The sequence below is a fragment of the Mucilaginibacter sp. genome (assembly GCF_028288185.1).
GTDB lineage: Bacteria > Bacteroidota > Bacteroidia > Sphingobacteriales > Sphingobacteriaceae > Mucilaginibacter.
This window is the reverse complement of the sequence record NZ_JAQBOF010000028.1, coordinates 1-22682: the sequence shown is the minus strand read 5'-3', so window position 1 is coordinate 22682 and position 22682 is coordinate 1. Positions and strand designations below refer to the sequence as shown.

Genomic DNA, 22682 nt, shown 5'->3' with positions numbered 1-22682 from the left:
CTCAAACCAATATGTTACAAAGCAATGTTTGATTAGGAATGTTTGAGTTTTTAAAAGCCTCTTTATTGAAGGAGCGAGAGCATGTCACCCTGAGGCACTCGAAGGGTGAGCGTAAAGGCCTTTGCCCGCATGCTTCGAGTGCCTCAGCATGACACCCTCTTTTGTCATTTCTTTTTTAGAATACGCGGGGTTTTAAAACTCTGAATGACAAATAAGTTTTTGACTGATTTGTCTATTAAAAGTGTTTATTTTTTTGTTAATTGTAACTACTTTAAATCCATCGCTTTATGCTTAGAAGGAATTTCTTAAAAACCGGCTCACTTGCTGGTGTAACCCTATCTGTTACGGCGCTTGCTCCGGGCAAGTTACTGGCCGCCACAACAACAGAAGCAACTGCTACAGTCGCTAATAATTTCGTTTTAAATGAAGTGACTATTGATGAGCTTCAGCATAAAATGAAGAGCGGCGAATTAACATCAGCAAAGATCACCCAATTATACCTGGACCGCATAGCCGCTATTGACAAAGCCGGGCCAAAACTAAACGCCATTATCGAGCTAAATAAGGACGCTATAAAAATAGCCCTGGCGATGGATAAAGAACGCAAAGCCGGTAAAGTACGTGGCCCCATGCATGGCATACCCGTTTTAATAAAAGACAACATAAACACCGGCGACAGCATGCACACCACCGCAGGCGCGTTAGCGCTGGCCGATAATGTAGTTAAGCATGATGCTTTTATAGTGCACCAGCTCCGCGAGGCAGGTGCCGTAATATTGGGCAAAACTAACCTGAGCGAATGGGCCAACTTCCGCTCAACCCGGTCGACAAGCGGGTGGAGCAGCCGCGGCGGTCAAACCCATAATCCTTATGTGCTAAACCGTAACCCAAGCGGATCGAGCGCCGGTACAGGTAGTGCCGTGTCAGCTAATTTATGTGTGTTGGGTATCGGCACCGAGACCAATGGCTCGGTAGTATCGCCGTCATCTGTAAATGGATTGGTGGGTATAAAACCTACGGTTGGTTTGTTAAGCAGGTCGGGCATTATACCTATATCAATAACGCAAGATACAGCCGGACCAATGGCACGCACTGTTAAGGACGCCGCTATTTTATTAGGTGTGCTGGCCGGTGTTGATCCGCAGGATAACTATACCCTCGCCAGCAAAGGCAAAGCCGAAAAAGATTACACTAAGTTTTTAGATGCCGATGGCTTAAAAGAGAAACGCCTGGGCATTGAAAAAAATGCTTTGCGTGGTAATGAAGAAATGGAAGCCATACTAAAAACCGCCATCGACATCCTAAAAAGCAAAGGTGCCGAGATTGTTGAAATTGAGTTGCTTAAAGAATTAAGAGTTGGCAGTGCCGAAAATACGGTACTGCAATATGAGTTTAAAGATGGTTTAAATAAATACCTAAGCGCGGCAAACTCCAAAACAAAAACCTTACAGGATGTGATAGACTTTAACAAAAACAATGCGGCCAAAGCCATGCCCTTTTTTAAACAGGAAACACTGGAGCAATCACAATTAAGAGGCGACCTATCAACTCAAGAATATATAGATGCCTTAAAAATTACCAGCACCGGCACACGTACTGTAATAGACACCATGCTCGAAAAAAACAAACTCGATGCTATCATCGGCCCAACCAACGGTTTCGCTGTTTGTATTGATCTGGTTAACGGCGACTATAATAATGGGTTCTCCTTTTCTTCGCCTGCTGCGATGGCGGGTTATCCGCATATTACGGTGCCTATGGGTGCCTGGAACTCGCTGCCTATTGGTTTATCTTTTTTTAGCACAGCTTACAGTGAGCCTGCCTTATTAAAACTGGCGTATGCTTATGAGCAGGCCTCTAAAAAAAGACACGCACCAAAGTTTAAGCCTGATCTTTTATCGTAATTTTGTAAGACAATGGCACAGGTAATACCCAAAAAGATATTAGCGCGTCAGCATGAAATTACGGCTGATTTTTTAAAGCATATTGACCTCCACCTGGACGATCTGTTAAAAAACGACCTGCCCGACATGTTCGAGATCCGCGACTTTGCCGAAATATTGCATATCCACCCTACCCATTTAAGCAATACCATTAAGCTAACTACGGGCAAATCGCCCTGTTTTTTCTTTGAAGAAAAGATAATGGCTATTGCTAAAGATATGTTAAAAGATAACCGCTTATCTATAGCCCAGATAGCTTTTAAACTGACATTTGATCCATCAAACTTCACCAAATTTTTTAAACGATTTGAGGGCGTAACTCCAAAACAATACCGAGAACATTTGTTAATGGAAGCCTACTCTCACTAAAAAAACTGAAACTGTCACCATTTAAACTGAACTGTTAACCATTTTTTAAGACGTTATTAGTTGCAACTTTGTGCTATCAGATCACAAAGAAAATGGAAACAAAAAATAAGATAGCCTTAGTAACCGGCGGCAGCCGCGGATTAGGCAAAAACGCGGCCCTTAAACTAGCTGCAAAAGGCATAGATGTAATTATTACCTATCGCAGTAAAAAAGAAGAAGCAGAAGCGGTAGTGGCGGAAATTGAAAGCCGCGGGCAAAAAGCTGCGGCCCTGCAACTGGATACCGGCATCAGCAAATCGTTCGATGATTTTGTACAGCAATTATCAGCTACGCTGAAAGAGAAATTTGGTAAAGAACAATTTGATTTCCTGATAAATAACGCGGGCATTGATGCCGCCGCCCCCTTTGCGCAAACTACCGAGGAAGATTTTGACAACCTGTTTAACATACACTTTAAAGGCGTTTACTTTTTAACCCAAAAAAGTTTGCCTTTAATAGCTGATGGCGGGCGCATTATCAATTTATCAACCGGGCTTACCCGTTTTGCAACACCAGGATATGCCGCCTATGCATCCATGAAAGGCGCTATTGAAGTATTTACCAAATACCTTGCTAAAGAGTTAGGCGCAAGAGGTATTGCTGCAAACATGGTGGCACCGGGAATTATTGAAACCGACTTTACCAAAAACGCGTTCGATTCGCACCCGCAACTGCATGATTACATGAACAGCATAACAGCGCTGGGCCGTGTAGGTGTGCCGGATGATATTGGCGGCATCATCGCATTTTTATGTACTGATGAGGCTCGCTGGATAAACGCGCAGCGCATTGAAGCATCGGGCGGTATGTTTTTGTAAAAAACTTGTAGAGACGCAAACTATTGCGTCTCTACTTTTAGGGTATTAGTATTATCTTGCCCTAAATTTTAACACTATGGAATTTGGCCGGGTAACTCCACATGAATTAGCAGAAATAGATTTTACATTACCGCCCGATCCTGAGTTAACCATAACCACCCTCGCGGCAGCAAAAAACAATTCGCCGCTACAGGTGCATGTTGGCTGTGCCAAATGGGGGCGTAAAGAATGGGTAGGCAAGATCTATCCACCTAAAACAAAAGACGCTAACTTCCTGGATGAATACGTAAAGCATTTTGATTGCATTGAGCTAAACGCCACATTCTATAACCTCTACCCTGCCTCCACCATTGGCAAATGGAAGGACAAAGCGGCTAGCAGTCCCGACTTTAAATTTTGCCCAAAGTTTTCGCAAAGCATCAGCCATATCCGCAGGCTTAAAAACGCCGAAGAAATTACAACTACTTTTTATGAAGGTATCTTGGCCTTCGGCGATAAGCTGGGCCCATTGTTTTTACAGTTGAGCGATAACTTTACACCCAAAAGCTTTCCCGAATTAAAAGTATATCTGGAACAATTACCAAAAGATATTCCCGTTTTTGTAGAGCTGCGGCATAAAGAATGGTTTGCCAATGACGAAGTGCGCCAAACTGTTTTCAACCTTTTCCATGAGCTAAACATAGGCGCGGTAATTACCGATGCATCCGGTAGGCGTGATTGTGTGCACATGCAGCTACCAACACCACACGCGTTTATTCGCTTTGTAGGTAACAGTTTGGATAGGACAGATTATACCCGGGTTGATGAATGGGTTGGCCGCATAAAACAATGGTGCGACCAGGGCCTACAATCCGTATGGTTTTTTATGCACCAGCATGACGAGCGTTACTCGCCCGAACTGGCCGATTATGTGTCTGAGCAGTTAAACCAAAAACTGGGCCTTAACCTGCATCGACCTCAATTTATTGACAGGGATAAAGGTTTGTTTGATTGAAGTTAAATGTTATAAGATAAGCGCAGCCCAACGTGCGCAAAAAAACATTATTTTTGCCTAGCATCATATGACCGATATCAACGCATTATACAAGCAAGCTGTACAGCTTTTACAGCAACTTATCTCCATCCCATCTTTTAGCAGGGAAGAAGACAGAACTGCCAACCTGCTTGAAAACTTTCTAAAAACACATGGCATCACGCCCAACCGTAAAATAAATAACCTCTGGGCCCGGAACAAGCATTTTGATGCAGCCAAGCCTACCATCCTGCTTAATTCGCACCACGATACGGTAAAACCAAACTCGGGCTATACCCGCGACCCTTATGACGCGATTACCGAAGATGGTAAGTTATTCGGCCTGGGCAGTAATGATGCCGGCGGCTGTTTGGTGTCGCTGATAGCAGTGTTCCTTTATTTTTATGATAGGACTGATTTGAAATATAACTTCTGTCTGGCTGCTACTGCCGAAGAAGAGATCTCGGGCGTTAATGGTCTAGAGTTAATTATCCCCGAGCTGGGACAGCTTGACTTTGGCATAGTTGGCGAACCAACACTTATGCAACTAGCCGTAGCCGAGCGCGGCTTAATGGTACTGGATTGCGTGGCTCACGGCAAAGCCGGCCACGCCGCCCGCGAAGAAGGCGACAACGCCATCTACAAAGCCATGAAGGATATTGAGTGGTTTCGCACCTATAAATTTCCTAAAAACAGTGATGTTTTTGGGCCGATAAAGATGTCCGTTACGGTTATTAATGCAGGGTCGCAGCATAATGTGGTACCCGCCAGCTGCAACTTTGTGGTTGATGTAAGGGTGACGGATGCTTACCGAAATGAAGAGGTATTAGAGATCATTCGCCAAAATGTTAAGTGCGATGTTACCCCGCGTTCTATCCGCTTAAAACCATCATCCATAGATCGTAAACACCCAATAGTACAGGCAGGCATCGCTTTGGGCAGGATAACCTATGGTTCCCCTACTACATCAGATCAATCATTACTAGATATCCAATCCATCAAAGTAGGCCCCGGTGATTCAGCACGGTCGCACATGGCTGATGAGTTTGTTTATGTGGAGGAGATTAGGGAAGGCATTGAGTTGTATGTGAAGATGTTGGAGCAGATAGTATAATCCTACCCCCCTTTCAATCTTATTCATTTATATCTTAGTACAGGACAGTACAGGATAGCTACCCTATAATTTATATTTAGGTTAGTGCTTTGTTATAAACCAATAGTTTCTCAATATAAATTTTCCTACAACAAGTTAGCAGTCTGCATGGGCTTATCTTGATTAATATTTACAATATGATCGTTAAAAATCTATTATTCCAAAAAGCTGCACGAAAGGCTACATTGCTATTTTTATCAATGATCTTTTTACAGGCTGCCGATGCGCAACAAGCAATAAAAATAGACCGCAAAGCTTTAGTAACCCGGCATAAACTCACCATCACCGACAGGAACTTACCAGGTCCTACCCAAGTAGGCAATGGCCATTTTGCTTTCGGATTTGATATTACCGGCTTGCAAACATTTTCGCAAGGTGCTAATACCATGTCCGATTGGGGCTGGCATAAGTTCCCTGAGCCTAACGGGCAAACACCTGCCGATTTTAAAGGCCAGGAATGGGATACCCAGGGCCGAATGGTATGGCATGACGTCTCAAATCCGGAGCAAAAAGAATTGATCAATTGGATGAGAGGAAATCCGCAGCGACTAAACCTGGGTCGTTTTGGTTTTATATTGAAGAAAAAAGACGGATCATCTGTTGTATTGAACGATCTGCAAAACCTGCTTCAAAAACTGGATATGTGGACCGGCATTGCAACAAGCACATTCGAGGTTGATGGGAAATCCGTAAAAATAACTACCATTGGCGACCCTAACCGCGACGGCATTGCCATACATGTAGAAGCACCGGATTTGAATGACGGGCAAATTGGTTTCTTTTTAGAGTTCCCTTATGCATCGCATGGCGAATTTGGCAATGGGGCCGATTGGAACAGTCCGGATAAACATCAAACACAAGCCAGCCTAACTAGTAATAGTGCAATTTTTCATCGCACGCTGGATGGTACCAAGTTTGACGTTAACTTAAAATGGGCAAACGGCGCGACCATTAAAAACACCAAACCACATCGGTATGAACTGATGCCTACGGGTAAAACCCAGGTAGATATTGTGCTATCATTTTCAAAAACTCCACTAAAAACCCCGCTATCAACTTTTGCTGATATTAAAAAAGCAAGTGAGATCCATTGGGCCAACTTCTGGAAAAGTGGTGGCGCCATTGATCTATCGGGCAGTAAAGATCCTCGATGGATGGAACTGGAAAGAAGGATAGTATTGTCGCAATACGTGATGGCGGTTAATGAGATCGGTTCGACCCCGCCACAGGAAAGTGGTCTGGTTAATAATGGCTGGTTTGGTAAATACCATTTCGAGATGATATGGTGGCACGAAGCGCATTACGCTCTTTGGGGGCGTTTGCCGTTGATGGATAAAAGCATGCGGGTGTACGACTCTAATTTACAAACCTCTATAGATCGTGCTAAAAAACAAGGTTATGAAGGCGCGCGTTGGCCAAAAACAGTAGGCGATAATGAGCACTGGGAATGGCCCAACGAGATAAACCCGCTGTTGATCTGGCAGCAACCGCATCCGATATTCTTTGCTGAGTTGGCGTATCGCACAAATCCCAACAAAGAGACATTAGCAAAATGGGGCAAAGTAGTGATACAGACAGCCAATTTTATGGCATCATACCCATATTATAACAAAGAGCAGGATCGTTACATATTAGGCTACCCACTACAGGTGGTATCAGAAAATGCTGACCCGAGGACTTGCTATAATCCTACGTTTGAGTTGAGTTATTGGCGAACCGGCTTATTGCTTGCTCAAAAATGGAGAAAGCGGTTAAAACTGCCTACCGAGCCAAAATATGCAGAGGTCTTAGCTAAACTATCCAAATTACCGGTAAAGGATGGCCTATATGAATCATGGGAAAACATAACCAACATGTGGACCAAGTACAATTTTGAGCACCCGGCATTAACGGGTGCTTACGGCCTGCTGCCCGGCGATGGCGTGGATGTCCCGACCATGGAAAGAACATTTAACAAAGTTGGTGAAACCTGGCGCTTTGATCGTACCTGGGGCTGGGATTTCCCGATGCTGGCTATGTGTGCTGCACGCCTGGGCCATGGCGATAAAGCCATTGAGTATCTATTAAATTATAAAAGCTTTGATTTGGAGCAACACGGCCTGGTAGGTGGTGGCGGGCCTTTCCCCTATTTCCCGGGTAATGGCGGGTTGTTATATGCTGTCGCGATGATGGCGGCTGGCTGGGACGGCGCGCCTAATGGCAATGCTCCCGGATTTCCGAAAGATGGGCAATGGATGGTGAAATGGGAAGGCTTGAAACGAGCATTGTAAGAAAGCTATTAAAAAAAACATCTGGGGCAAAGTAAGCTGAACAATCAATCTAGAAGGCTCCTACAGAGCCCTTGTAACGTGTACTGTAATTTTCTATAAACACGAGGCTCCGTTGGAGCCTTTTCTTTTTATCACTTTTTTCTGACTCCAGGGGAGTCGCCTGTTTATAGAAATAATATTAGCCAATTGATTTGGGCTCCGGAGGTGCCTCCTGATATTTTAATTTGTTTGCCGTACTTATACACCTCCTTCATCACCATCAATAAAATATTTCCCATATTTGCAGTATGAGCAAGCTTTGGCAAAAAACCATAAATGTTAATGAGCTGGTAGAGAACTTTACCATTGGGCGCGATACCGAATTTGATGCCCAAATGGCGGCCTTTGATGTACTGGGATCTTTAGCGCATACGCAAATGCTACAAAGCATTGGCCTGATGAGTGCCGATGACCTGGAACTGGTGCAATGCGAGCTTAAAAATATTTATGCAGATATTGCCAATGGTAAGTTTACTATTGAACCGGGTGTAGAAGATGTACACTCGCAGGTAGAAATGTTGTTGACCCAACGCATTGGCGATGCCGGCAAAAAGATCCACAGTGGCCGCTCGCGTAATGACCAGGTACTGGTTGATCTGAAACTATTTTTCAGACATGAACTACAGCAGGTGGTTGAAGAAACCCAAAAACTGTTCGATCAATTAATATCGCTTAGCGAAAAACATAAAGATACTTTACTACCCGGCTATACGCATTTGCAGGTGGCTATGCCATCGTCATTCGGGTTATGGTTTGGGGCGTATGCCGAAAGTTTGGTTGATGACCTGGAGCTGGTTTTAGCGGCTTATAAAATTACCAATAAAAATCCATTAGGTTCGGCAGCGGGATATGGCTCATCTTTCCCGTTAAACCGTACCATGACCACCGAGTTATTAGGTTTTGAAAGTTTGAACTACAATGTGGTTTATGCCCAAATGGGACGTGGTAAGACCGAGCGGATAATAGCGCAGGCTTTATCATCTATAGCGGCCACATTGGCTAAAATGGCAATGGACCAGGCTTTGTATTTAAGTCAGAATTTTGCGTTTGTAAGCTATCCGGATACATTGACCACCGGCAGCAGCATTATGCCGCATAAAAAGAACCCAGATGTTTGGGAAATTATGCGCGGCAAATGCAACCGTTTACAGGCATTGCCAAATGATGTTGCCATGATGACCACCAACCTACCCTCAGGCTATCACCGCGAGTTGCAGCTGCTGAAAGAACTACTATTCCCGGCGTTTACAGATCTGAAGAATTGCCTGCACATGGCCACCTTTATGCTGCAAAACATAACCGTAAATACCGAGATCCTGAACGACCCCAAATACGCTTACTTGTTTAGTGTGGAAGAAGTTAATAAGATGGTGCTAAACGGCATACCGTTTCGCGATGCATATAAACAAGTTGGCCTGGCTATAGAAAAAGGCGAATTTAACCCAGATAAAACTGTTAACCATACCCACGAGGGCAGCATAGGTAATTTAGGCAATGAATTTATTACTGATGCGATGGTTAAAATTGTCGGCAGCTTTAAATTTGACGCGGTTGATTGGGCGGTGGCTAAATTGGTGAAGTAAAAAACTATAATTTGTCATTGCGAGGAGGAACGACGAAGCAATCGCACGCTGCAAAGTTCGCGATTGCCACGCTTCGCTCGCAATGACACAAAGAAACAAATGAACGGACAAAACAGAAGCGACATATACCCCGGCCTTGAAGTTGACATTATCCTGAAAAAAGATCAACGGTCGGGCAAATTAACCCGTGGCATTGTGAAGGACCTGCTAACCAGTTCTGCCTACCACTCGCGTGGGATAAAGGTGAGATTAGAGGACGGACAAGTTGGCCGCGTAGCCGAAATTATTGACGAAGAATAGTATATTGCCTTCTAATAAATCGTTATACCCCAATGGCTAAAAACATCCTATCAAAAATCAAAAAACTACCAGAGAACGCCTTTTTTAAGTTTGATGCGCATTACCGGGTTGGTATATCATTTGCGGCGGCAATCATCGCATTTCTTTTAAGTTATACCAAATTTACCTGGCCGGCGGTGTCCTTGATTACCTGGGTGGCTTTCGCGTTAGCTGTTATCATAATGGACTGGATAATTATTTTAAATGCTCATCCCAAAGAGATCCGTAAAATAGCCAAGCTGCAAGATTCGAGCCGGTTCTTTATATTCTTGTTTGTAATTGCATCATCGGTTATAAGTTTGGGGGCTATAATGTTTTTATTAAAATCAACCAAAAGTCTCCCCGGTGCAGATGTTACCGGACATGTTTTATTGGCAATGGCATCGGTAATTGTTTCGTGGTGGTTGGTACATACGCTCTTTACCATGCGTTACGCGCACATGTATTACGATGAAGACACCGATGACGGCGAAAAAACCGAAGTCGGCGGACTTGAATTTCCAGGCAAATCAACCGAACCCGATTATTTAGATTTTGTGTATTTCTCGTTTGTTGTTGGTATGACTTTCCAGGTATCTGACGTTGAAATATCTGATCGTGGTATGCGCCGTTTGGCCTGGGTACATGGCTTGGTATCGTTTGCTTTTAATACGGCTATAGTTGCTTTAAGTATTAATATTGTGTCGAGCATGATATAGCGGCTGGGGACTCACCCCGCCTATGAGTAACTAACCTGTTAAAACTTTAACGATACCCCTATATCAAAATAAAAAACTGTCGTTTGCGCAGACAATCCTAAGGCCTTTACAACCGCTGCCGATTTAAACTCGTTTTGCGCCACTGCATAAATGGGCGTAGCTTTTAGGGTAAAGTTTCCTGCCGAGTATTCAACAGGTAAAGAAAACTCGTAGTCAAGTAAGCGATATTGACTTAATTCGGCTGTGTAGGCTTGTATTAGGGCAGTTTCGGCCGTGGTTTTTTTGGCATTTTTAAGTTTGCGGTAAACTAAGTAGCCATCATAAAAATTTTGTGTGCCGGTATTAGCTTCAATGGTAGGAGATATGGACAATTCATCATTAGCGCCAAATGTAAAATCATGGCAAACGCCAAGGTTCAGAAATATATCGCCGGCTATACCCTGCTTGTTAATATTATAATCGGCGTTTAAGGTAGTGCTTATAATATCGGCAATATTATAAGTTAGGTTGCCGCTAAAAGTACTGCTTACCGCCGAGCTTACCTGCGTACTGGTAGCGCTGTAAAATAGTTTGGAATAGGATATGCCGCCCGACAGACCATCAGTAATATCAAAATCATAGCCTAAAGTAAGGTCGCCGCCATCAAGCTTGTTTTTTTTACGTCCGGGGATAAGTTCCAGCCCGCCCGAAAGATAGATACCTGAGCTAAACGCATATTTAATTACCGGGCTAACGGTAGCCGTCCGTACAGAATCGGCCCGGCCCATAAATACAGAGTTGCTTAAATAATTTAAGCTGATATTCAGGCCCGATTTTTTGGCATCATCGTCACTTTCGCTCTTTTTGGTTTGGCCCAACGCCAATAAGCTGCAGCAGCTTAAGGCACAAAATAGTAGTGCTTTATAAAAATTAATAGTCATAATTAATAGGGGTAATTAGGCTAAGATATAATAAAAGCACAAAAAAGCAGATATCTAAAAAGATATCCGCTTTTTTCAATACAGCGAGTGTGCGGTACTTAGATCTTTATGATGCGGGTTTCTTTTTTACCCTCGTCATGTTTATGCGGTGCCAACATGGGCAGTAACTTAATAATGCCTATTAACGCGCCACCTATTAATGCCATAGCTTTAAAGCCAAAATGTACAAACGGTTTCATAACCTCCCAGTTATGTTTCCAGTTATCTGCGTGGTTTTGTTTTTGATTATATTTTACGGGGTTATTTGCCATATAGTTTCGTATTTATACCAATAAAAGTTATGAGCGGGAAAATTGTTTGGATTATTTAACGGTTATTTACCCCGATCCCGATAGCTATCGGGACGCTACGCTTGTCGATCCTCTCTTCGCCGTTAGCGGGAAGAGGATCACCGCAAACCAAACCACCCTATTTCTCACTTGCGAAAGAGAGGGTGGTCCAGCGTAGCGTAGACAGGGTGAGTAAACGGCGCAGGTTAAAATATTTAGGCCATTATAACCAATAAGTTTAATGTCAGGTGATTCACAAAAGTGATTCACTCAGATTTTTGCAATCACTCTAAAAATACATAAATAACTTATTTACAATTATTTAAAGCAAGTAACTTCTAGCTTTTGTACTGATTCAGGGTGATTCACTCTGTTTCGTTAATTAATTTATTTACAGAATGTTACAAGAAAAAAGTGATTCAGGTGATTCAAAGTGATTCACTATTTATGAATCACTACACCACTTTCTTCTTCAGTGTAATAACCGTAATCTCTGGCCAGATCCCCAATCTGCCCGAAAAGGCAAGGAAACCAAAACCACGGTTTACATAAAGGTATCGGTCCTTCTCGTTAACCAAACCCGCCCAATCCAAATAACGGTATTGTACCGGGCTCCACCTAAAACCGGCCACCTCAACGCCAAACTGCGCGCCATGCGTATGGCCAGACAGGGTTAGATGAATGTTCGCCGGGTTATAACGTACCTTCTCTTCCCAATGGCTGGGATCGTGCGATAGGAGTATTTTAAACGCTTTTGGGTCAACACCTGTTAATGCTTTATCCAGGTTGCCAATTTTAATAAAGCCATGCCCCCAGTTTTGTACACCGATGAGGATGATTTTTTGGCCGTCCTTTTCTATCTCTAAGTTTTCGTCTAACATCAGGCGGTAGCCCAGGTCTTTATGATGTTGTTTTAGTTTATCCAGGTTAGCGGCCTTTTCTGCCTCGCTATCCCAATGTATATAGTCGCCATAGTCATGATTACCCAGAATGGAGAACTGCCCGTATGACGCTCTTAATTGGCTAAAATTGGGTATATATTGTTTTATCTCCCAGGCGGCGTTGTTAACCAGGTCGCCGGTAAAAACAAAGAGATCGCTTTTTTGGCTTTGGGCCAGGTCAATGCCCCGCTGCATGGCAGTCACATTATCAAAACTGCCGGAGTGGATATCAGATAACTGCGTTATGGTAAAACCATCAAAAGCATCGGGCAGGTCATCATAGTAAATAGTTTGGCGATGTACCTTGTAATCATACTTCCCCCTAAACATGGCGTAGAAAAAGCCAAAGAATGGAAATGCCGCTAGCAGTATAGCCAACTCGCTAATAAACTTACGCCGCGCCGGGAAATAGGTATGACTAACCGAATCTTTATGTTTAGCTACGGTGTTAAATATACCAACCGCACTGCGCCCGACATCGCCCAAAAACAAAACGAGTACGAAAACCAACTTGGTAAAGAAAAAGGTAAGAAACAGGCTTAGCATCCACTCATGGAAAGGTGTCATCCCCTTTGCTGTACTATAACTGCCAAAGCCCAGTAAAAATGCCGCGGTTATACCAACAGAGATCACCAGAAACCCCCAGGGTACAATTTGACGCGAACGCTGCGATTGCCAATCGTTGGTAAAGGTTTTGAGGCCATTAAAAACATACCAGTCAAACAGCAGGCTTATGGCCGCAATTATTAAGAAAATATTTAAGAAAGCGCCTCTGTGCATTAATCCTGTATATAAGCCTGCAATTTAAAAAAGGAAAGGTAATTAGTAGATAGTAAAATTTAAACGCGATATAAAAACAAACCCCGTTAAATATAACAGGGTTTTAAATTATTAGTTACGATGATTATTATCGTGATGGTCATCGCGATGATCGCGGTCATGTCCATTATTATCACGCCCGTTTTGATCATTTCTGTGCATTCGCTGTTGGCGGTATTCCAGCGAACAACTTGAGATAGCTACTGACGTAAACAATATCAGTGCAATCATTTTTATAACATACTTTTTCATAACATTTAAGTTTTATAAACTAGTATGGTATAAAGACCGTGCCAATAAGCTATTTTTTTGGGTTAAACGGCTTATACCAATAAAAAGCAAACCAACATTTAAAAATGCAAACAGTAAAAACACGCTGTTTATAAATATTTGCTCATAGCTTAACTTGTTGCCATCAATAAAGCTATAAGGATAATAACCAGATATTGCGCCGCGTATTAAAACATAAAAGCAGTATAGCAATGGGTAAAGCAGCCAGTTGATAGCCTTTGCCCACGGTAATTTAGTTTTGGGTATAAATATCAACCAAAACAAAACAAACATTGCCGGGTCGAGCGAGTGCAATAGTTCATCGGCCAATTTAAACAAGCCGACAGGTGTATGCTGCGGCCGCAAAATAATTTGGTAAACCAGGCATACAATAGTAATGTAAACAGCAATTGCCGTTATAACCGATGACCTTGAAAAGAACTTACCCCATGCCGATGCAGGTGCTAATAATAGTAAGGTTACTGATAAAGCCACCAGTATATTATTCTGTATGGTATAATAACTTAATAAATGAACTATTGCTCCAGCCAGTGTACGCCCGGTAGACAAGAATTGCGCTATAGAAATATAAAATTGAAGGCATAAAGCAAACCAGGCTATTATTGCCAGCGCAGCCATATAAACTATCTTGATCTTATTTTTCATAGGTGATATCAGTTATCGGCTTATAATGATTAGTGAATTTACAATAAATAATTTAAACTGAATTAGCGCCCAACAAGTACACTTAAAATGGGTAGAAAATGTATATTTGTTTTGATCATAAACCAACCTTTCGCTTGTATCGCTTTAAATTAACAGTAATTACCGGGCATGCCTTATAAAAAGCATCTTACGCTATTTATAATAGCTTTAATAGCATTATTAATGCCGCATGTGCTTTTTGCCCAGGTACCGGCGCCTATAATAAGTTATAATCCGGTATCCTCTACCTTTAGTATAAATGCTCCTATTACCCCCTTAATGCCAATTAATGGAGGCGGGCCGATACCGGCTGCTATTTATGGGCAGGTTACTACAGTTGCCGGTAGCTCACCGGGTTTTGCTAACGGGATTGGTACCCTGGCTAAATTTAACCAACCTATTGATATTACTTTCGATAAGTATTCGGGCGCTTTTTATATAGCCGATAATGGCAATTTTGCCATTAGAAGGATGACAACCGGTGGCGTTGTATCCACCTATGCCGGCAGTAGCCGAGGGTATGCTGATGGTAGTGGGTTGATGGCCAAATTTAATAACCTGTCCAGTATAGGAACAGACGTATTAGGAAATGTATGGGTGAGCGAAAATGGCAATCAACTGATAAGAAAAATAGACCTGGTGAGTACAGTAAGTACTGTCGCAGGTACGCAAGGAATGACTGGTACTATAGACGGTACCGGAACTGGGGCCAAATTCAGTTCTCCGGGAGGCTTAGTATTTGATGCTGCGGGCATTTTGTATGAATGCGATTATGGCGGCGGATTGATAAGAAGTATTAACCCCACTACAGGAGTGGTTAAAACATTTGCCGGTAGTGCCTTGAGCGCCACAACTGATGGGGTAGGCACAGCTGCCAGCTTTTATAGCCCAAGGGATCTGGCGTTTGACAAGCAAGGAAATTTATTTGTGGCGGATATTAATGGCAATACAATTAGGAAGATAGATATGACAACCCTCCAGGTAACAACAATTGATTATGGTGCATACCCATATAGCATAGCTATAGGCGCAAGCGGTAATATATATATATCAGACCTGGTAGATAATGTAATCAAAGAACTTTCACCAAGTGGTAAAAAAACTGTTGTTGCCGGCAGCGCTAACCAGGCAGGGGCTGTTGATGGCATAGGTACAGCAGCATCGTTTAATAACCCATACGGTATAACGTTGGATGACCAGAGTAATATGTACGTGGCCGATTATGGTAACGGCCTGATCAGGAAAATAAATTTAAGTGGATATACCATAGATAAAGCCCTGCCGACCGGCCTCAGCTTTGATAAAAAAACAGGTATTATAAGTGGTACACCTACTGCAATATGGCCATTAACCGCCTACACCATTACGGGCTATAACACGGGCGGCAGCAGTGAAACTGTGATAAACCTGGAAGTAAATGCGCCAAGCTTACTTACGTTTAACCCCATAACCCCAAAAACAATTTGTGATGCTGATTTTAATCCCGGAGCTACCAGTATACAGCCTATAACCTATACCAGCAGTAATTCATCTGTAGCTACCATAGTTGCCAATAAAATTCATATTACCGGGGCTGGCACATCAACCATTACGGCAGGTAATGGTGGTACACCTATTGCACATGTTTTAACTGTTACGGCCCCTGTTGTGCCGGCTGTAGCTATAACAGCAGAAATCACAACGGCTACATGCCCAGGCAGGATGCTGGGTTTTGATGCCGTTGCAACCAATGCAGGTAATAACCCAACCTACCAGTGGAAAGTAAACGGCACAAATAGTGGTACAAATAGCCCCGTCTATAATAGTAGTACACTTAGTAATAATGACGTTATTACCTGTACAGTAACTAATAATGATTATTGTATAATACTTGTTTCGCCGCTGTCTAACTCATTAACCGTACAGGTTAATCCGCTGCTTACTGTGTCTGTAACTATTAGCGCTACTGCAACTACAATATATGATGGTACATCTGTAACTTTTACTGCTAAGACACCAAACGCATCGCCGGTTAATTCATATCAATGGTATATAAACACAACGGCTGAGGGTACCAGCACCCCCACTTTTACAAGCAACAAATTAATTGATGGCGATATTATTACCTGCATTATAGTGAGCGGTGGCTGCACGGTTGACAGCATAGTAACTTCAAATGCGATAACCGTAGCTGTTAAGCCAATTATTGCCATTGTGGTGCCTAACGCGTTTACGCCCAATGGCGATGGCATAAATGACCTTTGGAGCATACCAGAACTAGTAGGTTTCCCTAATAGCACGGTAGCTGTGTATAACAGATATGGTGCTTTGGTATATCATTCTATAGGGTACACAAAATCGTGGAATGGTATGTCAAATAATAGCGCATTGCCTGTGGGTACTTATTATTACGTTATCGACCCAAAAAATGCCCGGCAAAAAATAGTAAAAGGCTGGGTATCTATTTTGCGATAGTTAAACAAGCGTATAGCGGCTGGTAGATGTTAGTTTCTGCAAAATATCCGGCGGAACAAATTCCAGGTTAGGTGCGCTCATATATTATTTAGGTTGTGATTTTTGGGTTGATTTTTTTGCCATTACAGCCTGCCAGGCTGTAGTTAAAGCATCCAGCAGCATATCCTCTCGTACCTCTTTTAACTCAAAGAAAGTACAGCCCTGTAATCCCCATTTATTAGGCACGGGATAAATTATCGCCGGGTTAAAAGCCGAAAATACAGACTGATCAATTAACGATAGCTTTACCATCATCCGTTGTTCAGGCTCCCAAAGGGTAGCAAATATCCTCCCGTTGGCCCTGAAAGCTTGTTTATCAAAATGAGCATACTCATCCGTACCGGATAATGATAAAGCAAGTTGTCGGGCAGTTTCTATAGTGACCATATAATTGATGATAGCTAAGTTATCAAAATTCGCTCTAAAAAATTGCAGGTATGTTAAATACTTCTGATATTGTTTAATCTACATTATTAGTCAGAACCCATGCCCGATAACTCAAACGGAAATATAACCCTTGCTTATACTGACGATGGTATTGCCACTATCAGCTTTTATCATCCTGCGCAAAACTCATTACCAGCCGCATTACTTGATCTGTTAACAGTCAAGATCAACCATGCTGGCGAGAATGATCAAACACGTATTATCATCCTGAAAAGTGAGGGTGATCGCACCTTTTGCGCCGGTGCCAGCTTTGATGAGCTGTTGCAGATAAAAGATAAAGAGGCGGGCGCGATATTTTTTGCAGGATTTGCAAGGGTGATCAATGCCATACGCAAATCGCCCAAAATTGTTATTGCCAGGGTGCAGGGTAAATCCGTAGGCGGTGGAGTGGGCCTTGCCGCCGCCGCCGATTATTGCCTTGCTACCGAAGCGGCAGCCATTAAATTAAGCGAATTGGCTATAGGTATTGGCCCATTTGTTATATCGCCGGCGGTGATACGTAAAATTGGCTTACCTGCATTTTCGCAATTAACTATCCGCGCGGTTGATTTCCAGACGGCGCAATGGGCAAAGGAAAAAGGGCTATACAATGAAGTATATGATACCATTGCTGATATGGACAATGCCTTGAACGAGCTTACGCAAAAACTGGCATCATATCACCCGGAAGCATTAAACGGTTTAAAGCAAATATTATGGGAAGGGACTGATGATTGGGATGAATTGCTTGATGAGCGTGCGGCTATAAGCGGCGAATTGGTGCTATCAGAGTTTACGCAACAGGCGTTGCAGAATTTCTTTAAAAAATAAGGCATAAAGAAAGCCCCGCAAATGCGGGGCTTTCTTTATATTAGTAATGTCTTCTTACATTACGTTCACGGCTGTTTACATCACGTTCACGACTGTAACGGCGAACAACAACTGGTCTTCTGTAACCGTGTCTGTAATAAGGCCTGTGTTGTACTATCACTTCGCGCTGTGGTCTGCGTTCTACAACTACTTCTCTACGTGGAGGTGGAGTGCCTATTCTTACACCAACTCTTACCTGGGCGCTTGCTGCCTGGAAAGTACAGGCTAATATTACTGCTGCTATTGTTAATTTTAAAGTTTTCATTTTTAGTAGATTAAACAGAACATTTGTTTTTGTTGTTCTTGTATTTAAGACAATACCTGTGCCAAGAGGTTTAATAAAGTATTATAATGGCTTGTAACGAGTTGATTACAGGGAAAGAAAGTGAGTATGAGTAAAATAGTATTATGCCGCGGTTTGGTTTATGATATAGAATAGTGTGCAGTAACTACTACATCACCCACATATTTAGCACTAAATACAGCTAATTAAATTTATCAGGCGACATAAAAAAGCCCCCAATTAGTGGGGGCTTTTTGTTTACCTGTGTCTTCTTTCAAAATGTTCGTGGCCGAAATGGTTGCCGCGTGCATACATCTGCCTTCTGTAATAAGTACGCCTATAATATACTTCGCGTGCCGGGGCTGGTTCATAATATTCTTCACGTATCGGGGCGGGTTCATAATATACTTCACGGCGAACCGGATATCTTTCAATCACTTCTTCATGATAATAAGGATATGGCCTGTATGGCTCAACATACACCCTGCGTAACGGCGTACCGAAACTTATACCAAAACTTACCTGCGCGCTTGCTGCCTGAAAAGTACAGGCTAATATTAATGCTGCTATTGTTATTTTTAAAGCTTTCATGATCGTAATATTTATACAACAACTTACATTGTTGTCGTTATAAATAAGACAATAGCTGTGCCAGTAGGTTTAAAAGAAAAGTTTGTGAAATAGACAAAAAAGTGCCAACGGCAAGAGTCATAGGCAATTAAATTAATTAATATTAGAGCATATAAGACCTGCGAAGTTTTTGAAACTTCGCAGGTCTTATCAAAAAATGTGTCTTATTAATAGTTCATTATAGCCACAACCGGGTAATGATCAGATGGTGCTTTGCCGTTGTAAGAGTTGGTTAATATGGCGTAACGCTTGACATTAAACTGCTTGGTTACAAAAATATGATCTATACGGCTATCAGTCTTGGTATTTAAATTAAAGCTGTTGAAAGAGCCGTTAGTAGCCAGTTTTATAGGTGCAAGTGTATAGCAATCTTTCAATACACCGGTACTTATCACTTCGGCATAGCTTTCGTTGTATTGGTCAACGTTAAAATCGCCGGTAAATATGGTAGCGCTGTTGCCGGCCATTTCTTTTATCTTTCTTAATACCAGGCTGGCGCTTTCTTTACGGGCGACAACACCAATATGGTCCATGTGCAGGTTAAAGAAATAGAATGTAAACCCGGTTTTTATATCCTGAAATTGCGCCCAAGTACAAATGCGTGGTAAAACAGCATCCCAGCCCTTATTTGGCCTGTCGGTAATGGTTGATAACCAGAAATTACCCTGTTTAAGTATTTTAAACCTGGTTGCTTTATAAAATATAGCCGAAAATTCGCCTTTCTTTTTGCCGTCATCGCGGCCAATACCTATCCATTTATAACCGGGCAAGCTATCAACCATGTTGTTAAGCATATTGTATTTGCCTTCCTGCGTTCCAAAAATATCCAGGTCATTAAACTGCACGATCTTACAGATCACCGGAAACCTGTAACCCCAGCCGTTGCCTTTAAGCGAATCTTCTTTATTATCGTTACGCAGGTTATAAGTACCTATGTTTAATTGCTGGCTAAAAGCCACTCCGCTTAAAATTAAGCAGGCAAGTGTAGTAAGGAGAAGTTTTTTCATGTGTTTTATTGGTTGACCAAATATAGAAAAGTCTGTGTTATTAAGCGTTTAATCCGGGGAAATTTAACATAGAATTAATATACATGAATATACAAGTAAAACATTTTGTCATTGCGAGCGTAGCGCAGCAATCGCAAGGATGCAATACGGATAATAGTTCGCGATTGCCGCGCTACGACAGACGAGGTAGTAAGTACTATTCGTACACCTTTAAACTGTTTTTTAGTAATCGCATTTCTTCCTGAATATCCTCAATACGCTCCAGTAAATGCGTAATAGCTTCAATACCGGCGATGTTAATGTCCAGTTCATTATGCAGGCGTATCATGCGTTCCAGCTTGTGTAATTCGCTTTCGGGGATATGTGGCGTATTATTAACTATAGTGATCTGTACCAGGCCAGCTTCCTGCAGGTCGGTAATAAAGGCGTGTTCCAGGTGGTGGTACACACAAAAATCGGTAGTTGCTATTAAATGCTTTGCGCTCATAACAATTTAATTTATGCTGATGATTTAGCCAGTTCTTCAAATAGTTGTCTTTGCTTATCGGTAAGTTTGGTGGGTAGCTGTAAGTCGTAGGTAATGTACAGGTCTCCAAACTCGCCTTCTTTTTTATAAACCGGCAAGCCCTTGCCTTTTAGCTTAACCTTGGTACCGTTTTGTGTTTCAGGTGCTACTTTAACTTTTACTTTGCCGGTCATGGTTTCGGCAGTTATTTCGCCGCCAAGTATGGCCGTGTAAATATCAAGTTTTGCCGTGCTGTACAGATCTGCACCCTTACGTTTGAACCGCTGATCATCAGCAACCAAAATTTTAATATACAGATCCCCGCCCGGCCCGCCATTGGCACCCGGCCCACCGTGGCCAGCAATTTTTATAGTTTGACCATTCTCCGCCCCGGCAGGTATGGTAATGCGTATATTTTTGCCGTTAACGGTAAGTGTTTGTTTATGACTTTCGGTTATATCTTTTAAGCTGAGTTGTAATTCGGCATTATAATCCTGACCGCGGTATTTGGCCTGCCGCCGTTGCCCGCCACCGCCTGCCGCGCCGCCAAACATCGATTGGAAAAAATCCGAAAAATCATCTCCGCCGCCGCCACCAAATCCTTCAAAATCAAATGCCTGCCCGCCACCACCATAACTGCGCTGCTGCCTGCTTTGTTGCTGCCGCGCTTGTTCGTATTGTTCGCCATGTTGCCAGTTTTCGCCGTATTGATCATACTTCTTGCGTTTTTCCGGATCGCTTAAAACTTCGTTAGCCTCATTTAGTTGCTGAAATTTTTTATGTGCTTCCTGGTCGTTGGGATTAAGATCGGGGTGATATTTACGCGCGAGCTTGCGGTAAGCAGATTTTATATCTTTATCTGTAGCTGTTTTAGTAACGCCTAATATTTGATAATAATCAATAAATGCCATAATGGTGTTGTAGAAACGCAATACTTTGCGTCTTTAATAAACCATGAAAGTAGTGGATTAGTTTTAATAAACAAATGACTTACGTCATTAAGCTTATTAATCAGAAATCAGATGTCCTCGTCCGGCAGCGTTTAATATAATTACGAAAATCAAGCACAATGCCCGCAAAAAAATACACTATCAACGGGAAACCAACCGACAAAAAAGAAGTATAAATAAAGAAAAGTCTTATTTTAGATATAGAAATATTAAAACGCTCGCCCAGATAGGTACAAACCCCAAAGGAGTAACGTTCAAAAAAAGTGAGTATTCGCTGTAACATAATAATCAGGCTAACTTTAGTATCTTATTACCAACGCTGCATTGCAGGCATTTCTTATAATTACAATAATAGTTCTTTAATTCCAATAAAGCCTGCGATTCGAACGCTGAATTTGCTTTTACACCCAAACTGTTAAAATCGGCTATGATATTATTTTGCTCACCGGGCAGGCTTTCCAATAATTTTAAGCTCCTATCCATAAAATGCTGTAGCTGGTGATGCTTGCCATAGCTGAACAAAAATAAAACCAATGTGTTTAATAACAAAATATCAACCGATGCCTGCCCCAGGTTTTTAGATGACGGCTTAGCTTCTTTATCAAAACGGTAATGCGTTTCCCAATAAGGGTTCACTTTTATATCGGTAAACAAATTCTGTAAACCTTTAATTTCCCGGATATCCAGCACTTTTGACAGCAGGTGATTGGAGTTAACAATAAGCGCTGCAAATTGAGCCAGCCTAATGGTGGGGAAGTTTTGCGGGCGCAGCCGCATAAATTTCCATAGATGGTTTTCGATAGGTGTGAGGCTGTATTTTTTACGCAAAAAATCGTATTCCTTTTTGAGGTTCTGCGGATAAGTATCCGTGAAATCCTCGTTTAAAAAACCCGCCTGTCCGAAAATCAGCGCTTCAATTTGCAGTGGGTTATTTTTGTGCTTGGCTAATATGTTTTGCGATAATGATTTCGCCAATAATTCAAATGGGACTGCATTGGTTTTAAACCCAAAGTTGGCTGCTAAAAACTGGTAAAACGTTTCTTCCCAATCGCCACGGTTAATTTGCAGGGCCGCCGTTACGGCTGCCGCTCTTTTCTCCAGGCGTTCTATTAATATCCTTGTAAACCAGGTGCGCAGGGTAAAATCATCCAGTTTGCCAATACTTGCCTCGCAGGGAATAATGGTTTGATTGCCGAATACCAGGTTATGGTAGCGGTTATATAAGTCGGGCGAGATGCGGTCTTTCAATTCCAGCGTGGGTACGCGGCGGC

At 42.4% G+C, this 22682-nt stretch carries 24 protein-coding genes; 11 read left to right on the top strand and 13 right to left on the bottom strand.

What is annotated here, in order from left to right:
• Window positions 1–287: 287 nt before the first annotated feature.
• The 9 genes from JWQ34_RS11780 to JWQ34_RS11740 all read left to right on the top strand — a co-directional run bounded on the left by JWQ34_RS11780 (window position 288) and on the right by JWQ34_RS11740 (window position 10263).
• Window positions 288–1904: an amidase gene (locus JWQ34_RS11780; RefSeq protein WP_299357468.1), complete on the top strand. Its 1617-nt coding sequence runs from the start codon at window positions 288–290 to the stop codon at window positions 1902–1904.
• 12 nt (window positions 1905–1916) lie between these two features.
• Window positions 1917–2312 (top strand): helix-turn-helix domain-containing protein, encoded by a 396-nt coding sequence (locus JWQ34_RS11775; protein ID WP_367278613.1) that lies wholly within the window; start codon window positions 1917–1919, stop codon window positions 2310–2312.
• A 92-nt stretch (window positions 2313–2404) separates the two neighbouring features.
• Window positions 2405–3169 (top strand): SDR family oxidoreductase, encoded by a 765-nt coding sequence (locus JWQ34_RS11770; protein WP_299357467.1) that lies wholly within the window; start codon window positions 2405–2407, stop codon window positions 3167–3169.
• Window positions 3170–3245: 76 nt separating this feature from the next.
• Window positions 3246–4163: a DUF72 domain-containing protein gene (locus JWQ34_RS11765; protein ID WP_299357466.1), complete on the top strand. Its 918-nt coding sequence runs from the start codon at window positions 3246–3248 to the stop codon at window positions 4161–4163.
• Window positions 4164–4230: 67 nt separating this feature from the next.
• Complete coding sequence (locus tag JWQ34_RS11760; RefSeq protein ID WP_299357465.1) at window positions 4231–5295, top strand: M20 family metallo-hydrolase; 1065 nt, start codon at window positions 4231–4233, stop codon at window positions 5293–5295.
• A gap of 176 nt (window positions 5296–5471) precedes the next feature.
• Entirely contained in the window at window positions 5472–7604 is a 2133-nt protein-coding gene (locus JWQ34_RS11755; protein WP_299357464.1) for a hypothetical protein, read from the top strand.
• 287 nt (window positions 7605–7891) lie between these two features.
• Window positions 7892–9226 (top strand): argininosuccinate lyase, encoded by a 1335-nt coding sequence (gene argH / locus JWQ34_RS11750; RefSeq protein WP_299357463.1) that lies wholly within the window; start codon window positions 7892–7894, stop codon window positions 9224–9226.
• 99 nt (window positions 9227–9325) lie between these two features.
• Window positions 9326–9526, top strand: coding sequence for a YwbE family protein (locus tag JWQ34_RS11745; RefSeq protein WP_299357462.1), 201 nt, complete (start codon window positions 9326–9328; stop codon window positions 9524–9526).
• Window positions 9527–9558: 32 nt separating this feature from the next.
• A complete protein-coding gene (locus JWQ34_RS11740) occupies window positions 9559–10263 on the top strand; it encodes a DUF1345 domain-containing protein (RefSeq protein WP_299357461.1) in 705 nt (234 codons plus the stop codon).
• Window positions 10264–10301: 38 nt separating this feature from the next.
• Here the strand turns inward: JWQ34_RS11740 and JWQ34_RS11735 are convergent, their stop codons facing one another.
• The 5 genes from JWQ34_RS11735 to JWQ34_RS11715 all read right to left on the bottom strand — a co-directional run bounded on the left by JWQ34_RS11735 (window position 10302) and on the right by JWQ34_RS11715 (window position 14208).
• On the bottom strand, window positions 10302–11183 hold the full coding sequence (locus tag JWQ34_RS11735; protein WP_299357460.1) for a hypothetical protein: 882 nt from the start codon (window positions 11181–11183) through the stop codon (window positions 10302–10304).
• A gap of 98 nt (window positions 11184–11281) precedes the next feature.
• A complete protein-coding gene (locus tag JWQ34_RS11730; protein WP_299357459.1) occupies window positions 11282–11494 on the bottom strand; it encodes a hypothetical protein in 213 nt (70 codons plus the stop codon).
• A gap of 473 nt (window positions 11495–11967) precedes the next feature.
• Window positions 11968–13233, bottom strand: a complete 1266-nt coding sequence (locus JWQ34_RS11725; RefSeq protein ID WP_299357458.1) for a metallophosphoesterase — start codon at window positions 13231–13233, stop codon at window positions 11968–11970.
• A 111-nt stretch (window positions 13234–13344) separates the two neighbouring features.
• Entirely contained in the window at window positions 13345–13524 is a 180-nt protein-coding gene (locus JWQ34_RS11720; protein WP_299357457.1) for a hypothetical protein, read from the bottom strand.
• A gap of 12 nt (window positions 13525–13536) precedes the next feature.
• Window positions 13537–14208: a Pr6Pr family membrane protein gene (locus tag JWQ34_RS11715; RefSeq protein WP_299357456.1), complete on the bottom strand. Its 672-nt coding sequence runs from the start codon at window positions 14206–14208 to the stop codon at window positions 13537–13539.
• Between the two features lie 168 nt (window positions 14209–14376).
• Here JWQ34_RS11715 and JWQ34_RS11710 point away from each other — a divergent pair, with 168 nt between their 5' ends.
• Window positions 14377–16701 carry a gliding motility-associated C-terminal domain-containing protein gene (locus tag JWQ34_RS11710; RefSeq protein ID WP_299357455.1) on the top strand — a complete coding sequence of 775 codons (2325 nt, stop codon included), beginning with the start codon at window positions 14377–14379 and terminating at the stop codon, window positions 16699–16701.
• An 84-nt stretch (window positions 16702–16785) separates the two neighbouring features.
• Here the strand turns inward: JWQ34_RS11710 and JWQ34_RS11705 are convergent, their stop codons facing one another.
• Window positions 16786–17127 (bottom strand): MmcQ/YjbR family DNA-binding protein, encoded by a 342-nt coding sequence (locus JWQ34_RS11705; protein WP_299357454.1) that lies wholly within the window; start codon window positions 17125–17127, stop codon window positions 16786–16788.
• Window positions 17128–17226: 99 nt separating this feature from the next.
• Here JWQ34_RS11705 and JWQ34_RS11700 point away from each other — a divergent pair, with 99 nt between their 5' ends.
• The gene (locus tag JWQ34_RS11700; protein WP_299357453.1) at window positions 17227–17997 is read left to right on the top strand and encodes an enoyl-CoA hydratase/isomerase family protein; all 771 of its coding nucleotides are present in this window, start codon (window positions 17227–17229) and stop codon (window positions 17995–17997) included.
• Between the two features lie 40 nt (window positions 17998–18037).
• Here JWQ34_RS11700 and JWQ34_RS11695 read toward each other — a convergent pair whose 3' ends face one another.
• From JWQ34_RS11695 to JWQ34_RS11665, 7 genes are all read right to left on the bottom strand, one after another.
• Complete coding sequence (locus tag JWQ34_RS11695) at window positions 18038–18301, bottom strand: hypothetical protein (RefSeq protein ID WP_299357452.1); 264 nt, start codon at window positions 18299–18301, stop codon at window positions 18038–18040.
• A 276-nt stretch (window positions 18302–18577) separates the two neighbouring features.
• On the bottom strand, window positions 18578–18910 hold the full coding sequence (locus JWQ34_RS11690; RefSeq protein ID WP_299357451.1) for a hypothetical protein: 333 nt from the start codon (window positions 18908–18910) through the stop codon (window positions 18578–18580).
• Between the two features lie 206 nt (window positions 18911–19116).
• Entirely contained in the window at window positions 19117–19956 is an 840-nt protein-coding gene (locus JWQ34_RS11685) for an endonuclease/exonuclease/phosphatase family protein (protein WP_299357450.1), read from the bottom strand.
• A 196-nt stretch (window positions 19957–20152) separates the two neighbouring features.
• Window positions 20153–20443: a chaperone modulator CbpM gene (locus JWQ34_RS11680; protein ID WP_299357449.1), complete on the bottom strand. Its 291-nt coding sequence runs from the start codon at window positions 20441–20443 to the stop codon at window positions 20153–20155.
• A gap of 11 nt (window positions 20444–20454) precedes the next feature.
• Window positions 20455–21372: a J domain-containing protein gene (locus JWQ34_RS11675; RefSeq protein WP_299357448.1), complete on the bottom strand. Its 918-nt coding sequence runs from the start codon at window positions 21370–21372 to the stop codon at window positions 20455–20457.
• A 100-nt stretch (window positions 21373–21472) separates the two neighbouring features.
• Complete coding sequence (locus JWQ34_RS11670) at window positions 21473–21694, bottom strand: PspC domain-containing protein (protein WP_299357447.1); 222 nt, start codon at window positions 21692–21694, stop codon at window positions 21473–21475.
• A 5-nt stretch (window positions 21695–21699) separates the two neighbouring features.
• Window positions 21700–22682: DUF2851 family protein (locus JWQ34_RS11665; protein ID WP_299357446.1), on the bottom strand; the 983-nt coding region annotated here is incomplete at its 5' end.

Bases quoted from the DNA above. Each gene is read 5' to 3' on its own strand.
- JWQ34_RS11780 (WP_299357468.1), top strand. From the start codon at position 288: ATGCTTAGAAGGAATTTCTTAAAAACCGGCTCACTTGCTGGTGTAACC.
- JWQ34_RS11775 (WP_367278613.1), top strand. From the start codon at position 1,917: ATGGCACAGGTAATACCCAAAAAGATATTAGCGCGTCAGCATGAAATT.
- JWQ34_RS11770 (WP_299357467.1), top strand. From the start codon at position 2,405: ATGGAAACAAAAAATAAGATAGCCTTAGTAACCGGCGGCAGCCGCGGA.
- JWQ34_RS11765 (WP_299357466.1), top strand. From the start codon at position 3,246: ATGGAATTTGGCCGGGTAACTCCACATGAATTAGCAGAAATAGATTTT.
- JWQ34_RS11760 (WP_299357465.1), top strand. From the start codon at position 4,231: ATGACCGATATCAACGCATTATACAAGCAAGCTGTACAGCTTTTACAG.
- JWQ34_RS11755 (WP_299357464.1), top strand. From the start codon at position 5,472: ATGATCGTTAAAAATCTATTATTCCAAAAAGCTGCACGAAAGGCTACA.
- argH (WP_299357463.1), top strand. From the start codon at position 7,892: ATGAGCAAGCTTTGGCAAAAAACCATAAATGTTAATGAGCTGGTAGAG.
- JWQ34_RS11745 (WP_299357462.1), top strand. From the start codon at position 9,326: ATGAACGGACAAAACAGAAGCGACATATACCCCGGCCTTGAAGTTGAC.
- JWQ34_RS11740 (WP_299357461.1), top strand. From the start codon at position 9,559: ATGGCTAAAAACATCCTATCAAAAATCAAAAAACTACCAGAGAACGCC.
- JWQ34_RS11735 (WP_299357460.1), bottom strand. From the start codon at position 11,183: ATGACTATTAATTTTTATAAAGCACTACTATTTTGTGCCTTAAGCTGC.
- JWQ34_RS11730 (WP_299357459.1), bottom strand. From the start codon at position 11,494: ATGGCAAATAACCCCGTAAAATATAATCAAAAACAAAACCACGCAGAT.
- JWQ34_RS11725 (WP_299357458.1), bottom strand. From the start codon at position 13,233: ATGCACAGAGGCGCTTTCTTAAATATTTTCTTAATAATTGCGGCCATA.
- JWQ34_RS11720 (WP_299357457.1), bottom strand. From the start codon at position 13,524: ATGAAAAAGTATGTTATAAAAATGATTGCACTGATATTGTTTACGTCA.
- JWQ34_RS11715 (WP_299357456.1), bottom strand. From the start codon at position 14,208: ATGAAAAATAAGATCAAGATAGTTTATATGGCTGCGCTGGCAATAATA.
- JWQ34_RS11710 (WP_299357455.1), top strand. From the start codon at position 14,377: ATGCCTTATAAAAAGCATCTTACGCTATTTATAATAGCTTTAATAGCA.
- JWQ34_RS11705 (WP_299357454.1), bottom strand. From the start codon at position 17,127: ATGGTCACTATAGAAACTGCCCGACAACTTGCTTTATCATTATCCGGT.
- JWQ34_RS11700 (WP_299357453.1), top strand. From the start codon at position 17,227: ATGCCCGATAACTCAAACGGAAATATAACCCTTGCTTATACTGACGAT.
- JWQ34_RS11695 (WP_299357452.1), bottom strand. From the start codon at position 18,301: ATGAAAACTTTAAAATTAACAATAGCAGCAGTAATATTAGCCTGTACT.
- JWQ34_RS11690 (WP_299357451.1), bottom strand. From the start codon at position 18,910: ATGAAAGCTTTAAAAATAACAATAGCAGCATTAATATTAGCCTGTACT.
- JWQ34_RS11685 (WP_299357450.1), bottom strand. From the start codon at position 19,956: ATGAAAAAACTTCTCCTTACTACACTTGCCTGCTTAATTTTAAGCGGA.
- JWQ34_RS11680 (WP_299357449.1), bottom strand. From the start codon at position 20,443: ATGAGCGCAAAGCATTTAATAGCAACTACCGATTTTTGTGTGTACCAC.
- JWQ34_RS11675 (WP_299357448.1), bottom strand. From the start codon at position 21,372: ATGGCATTTATTGATTATTATCAAATATTAGGCGTTACTAAAACAGCT.
- JWQ34_RS11670 (WP_299357447.1), bottom strand. From the start codon at position 21,694: ATGTTACAGCGAATACTCACTTTTTTTGAACGTTACTCCTTTGGGGTT.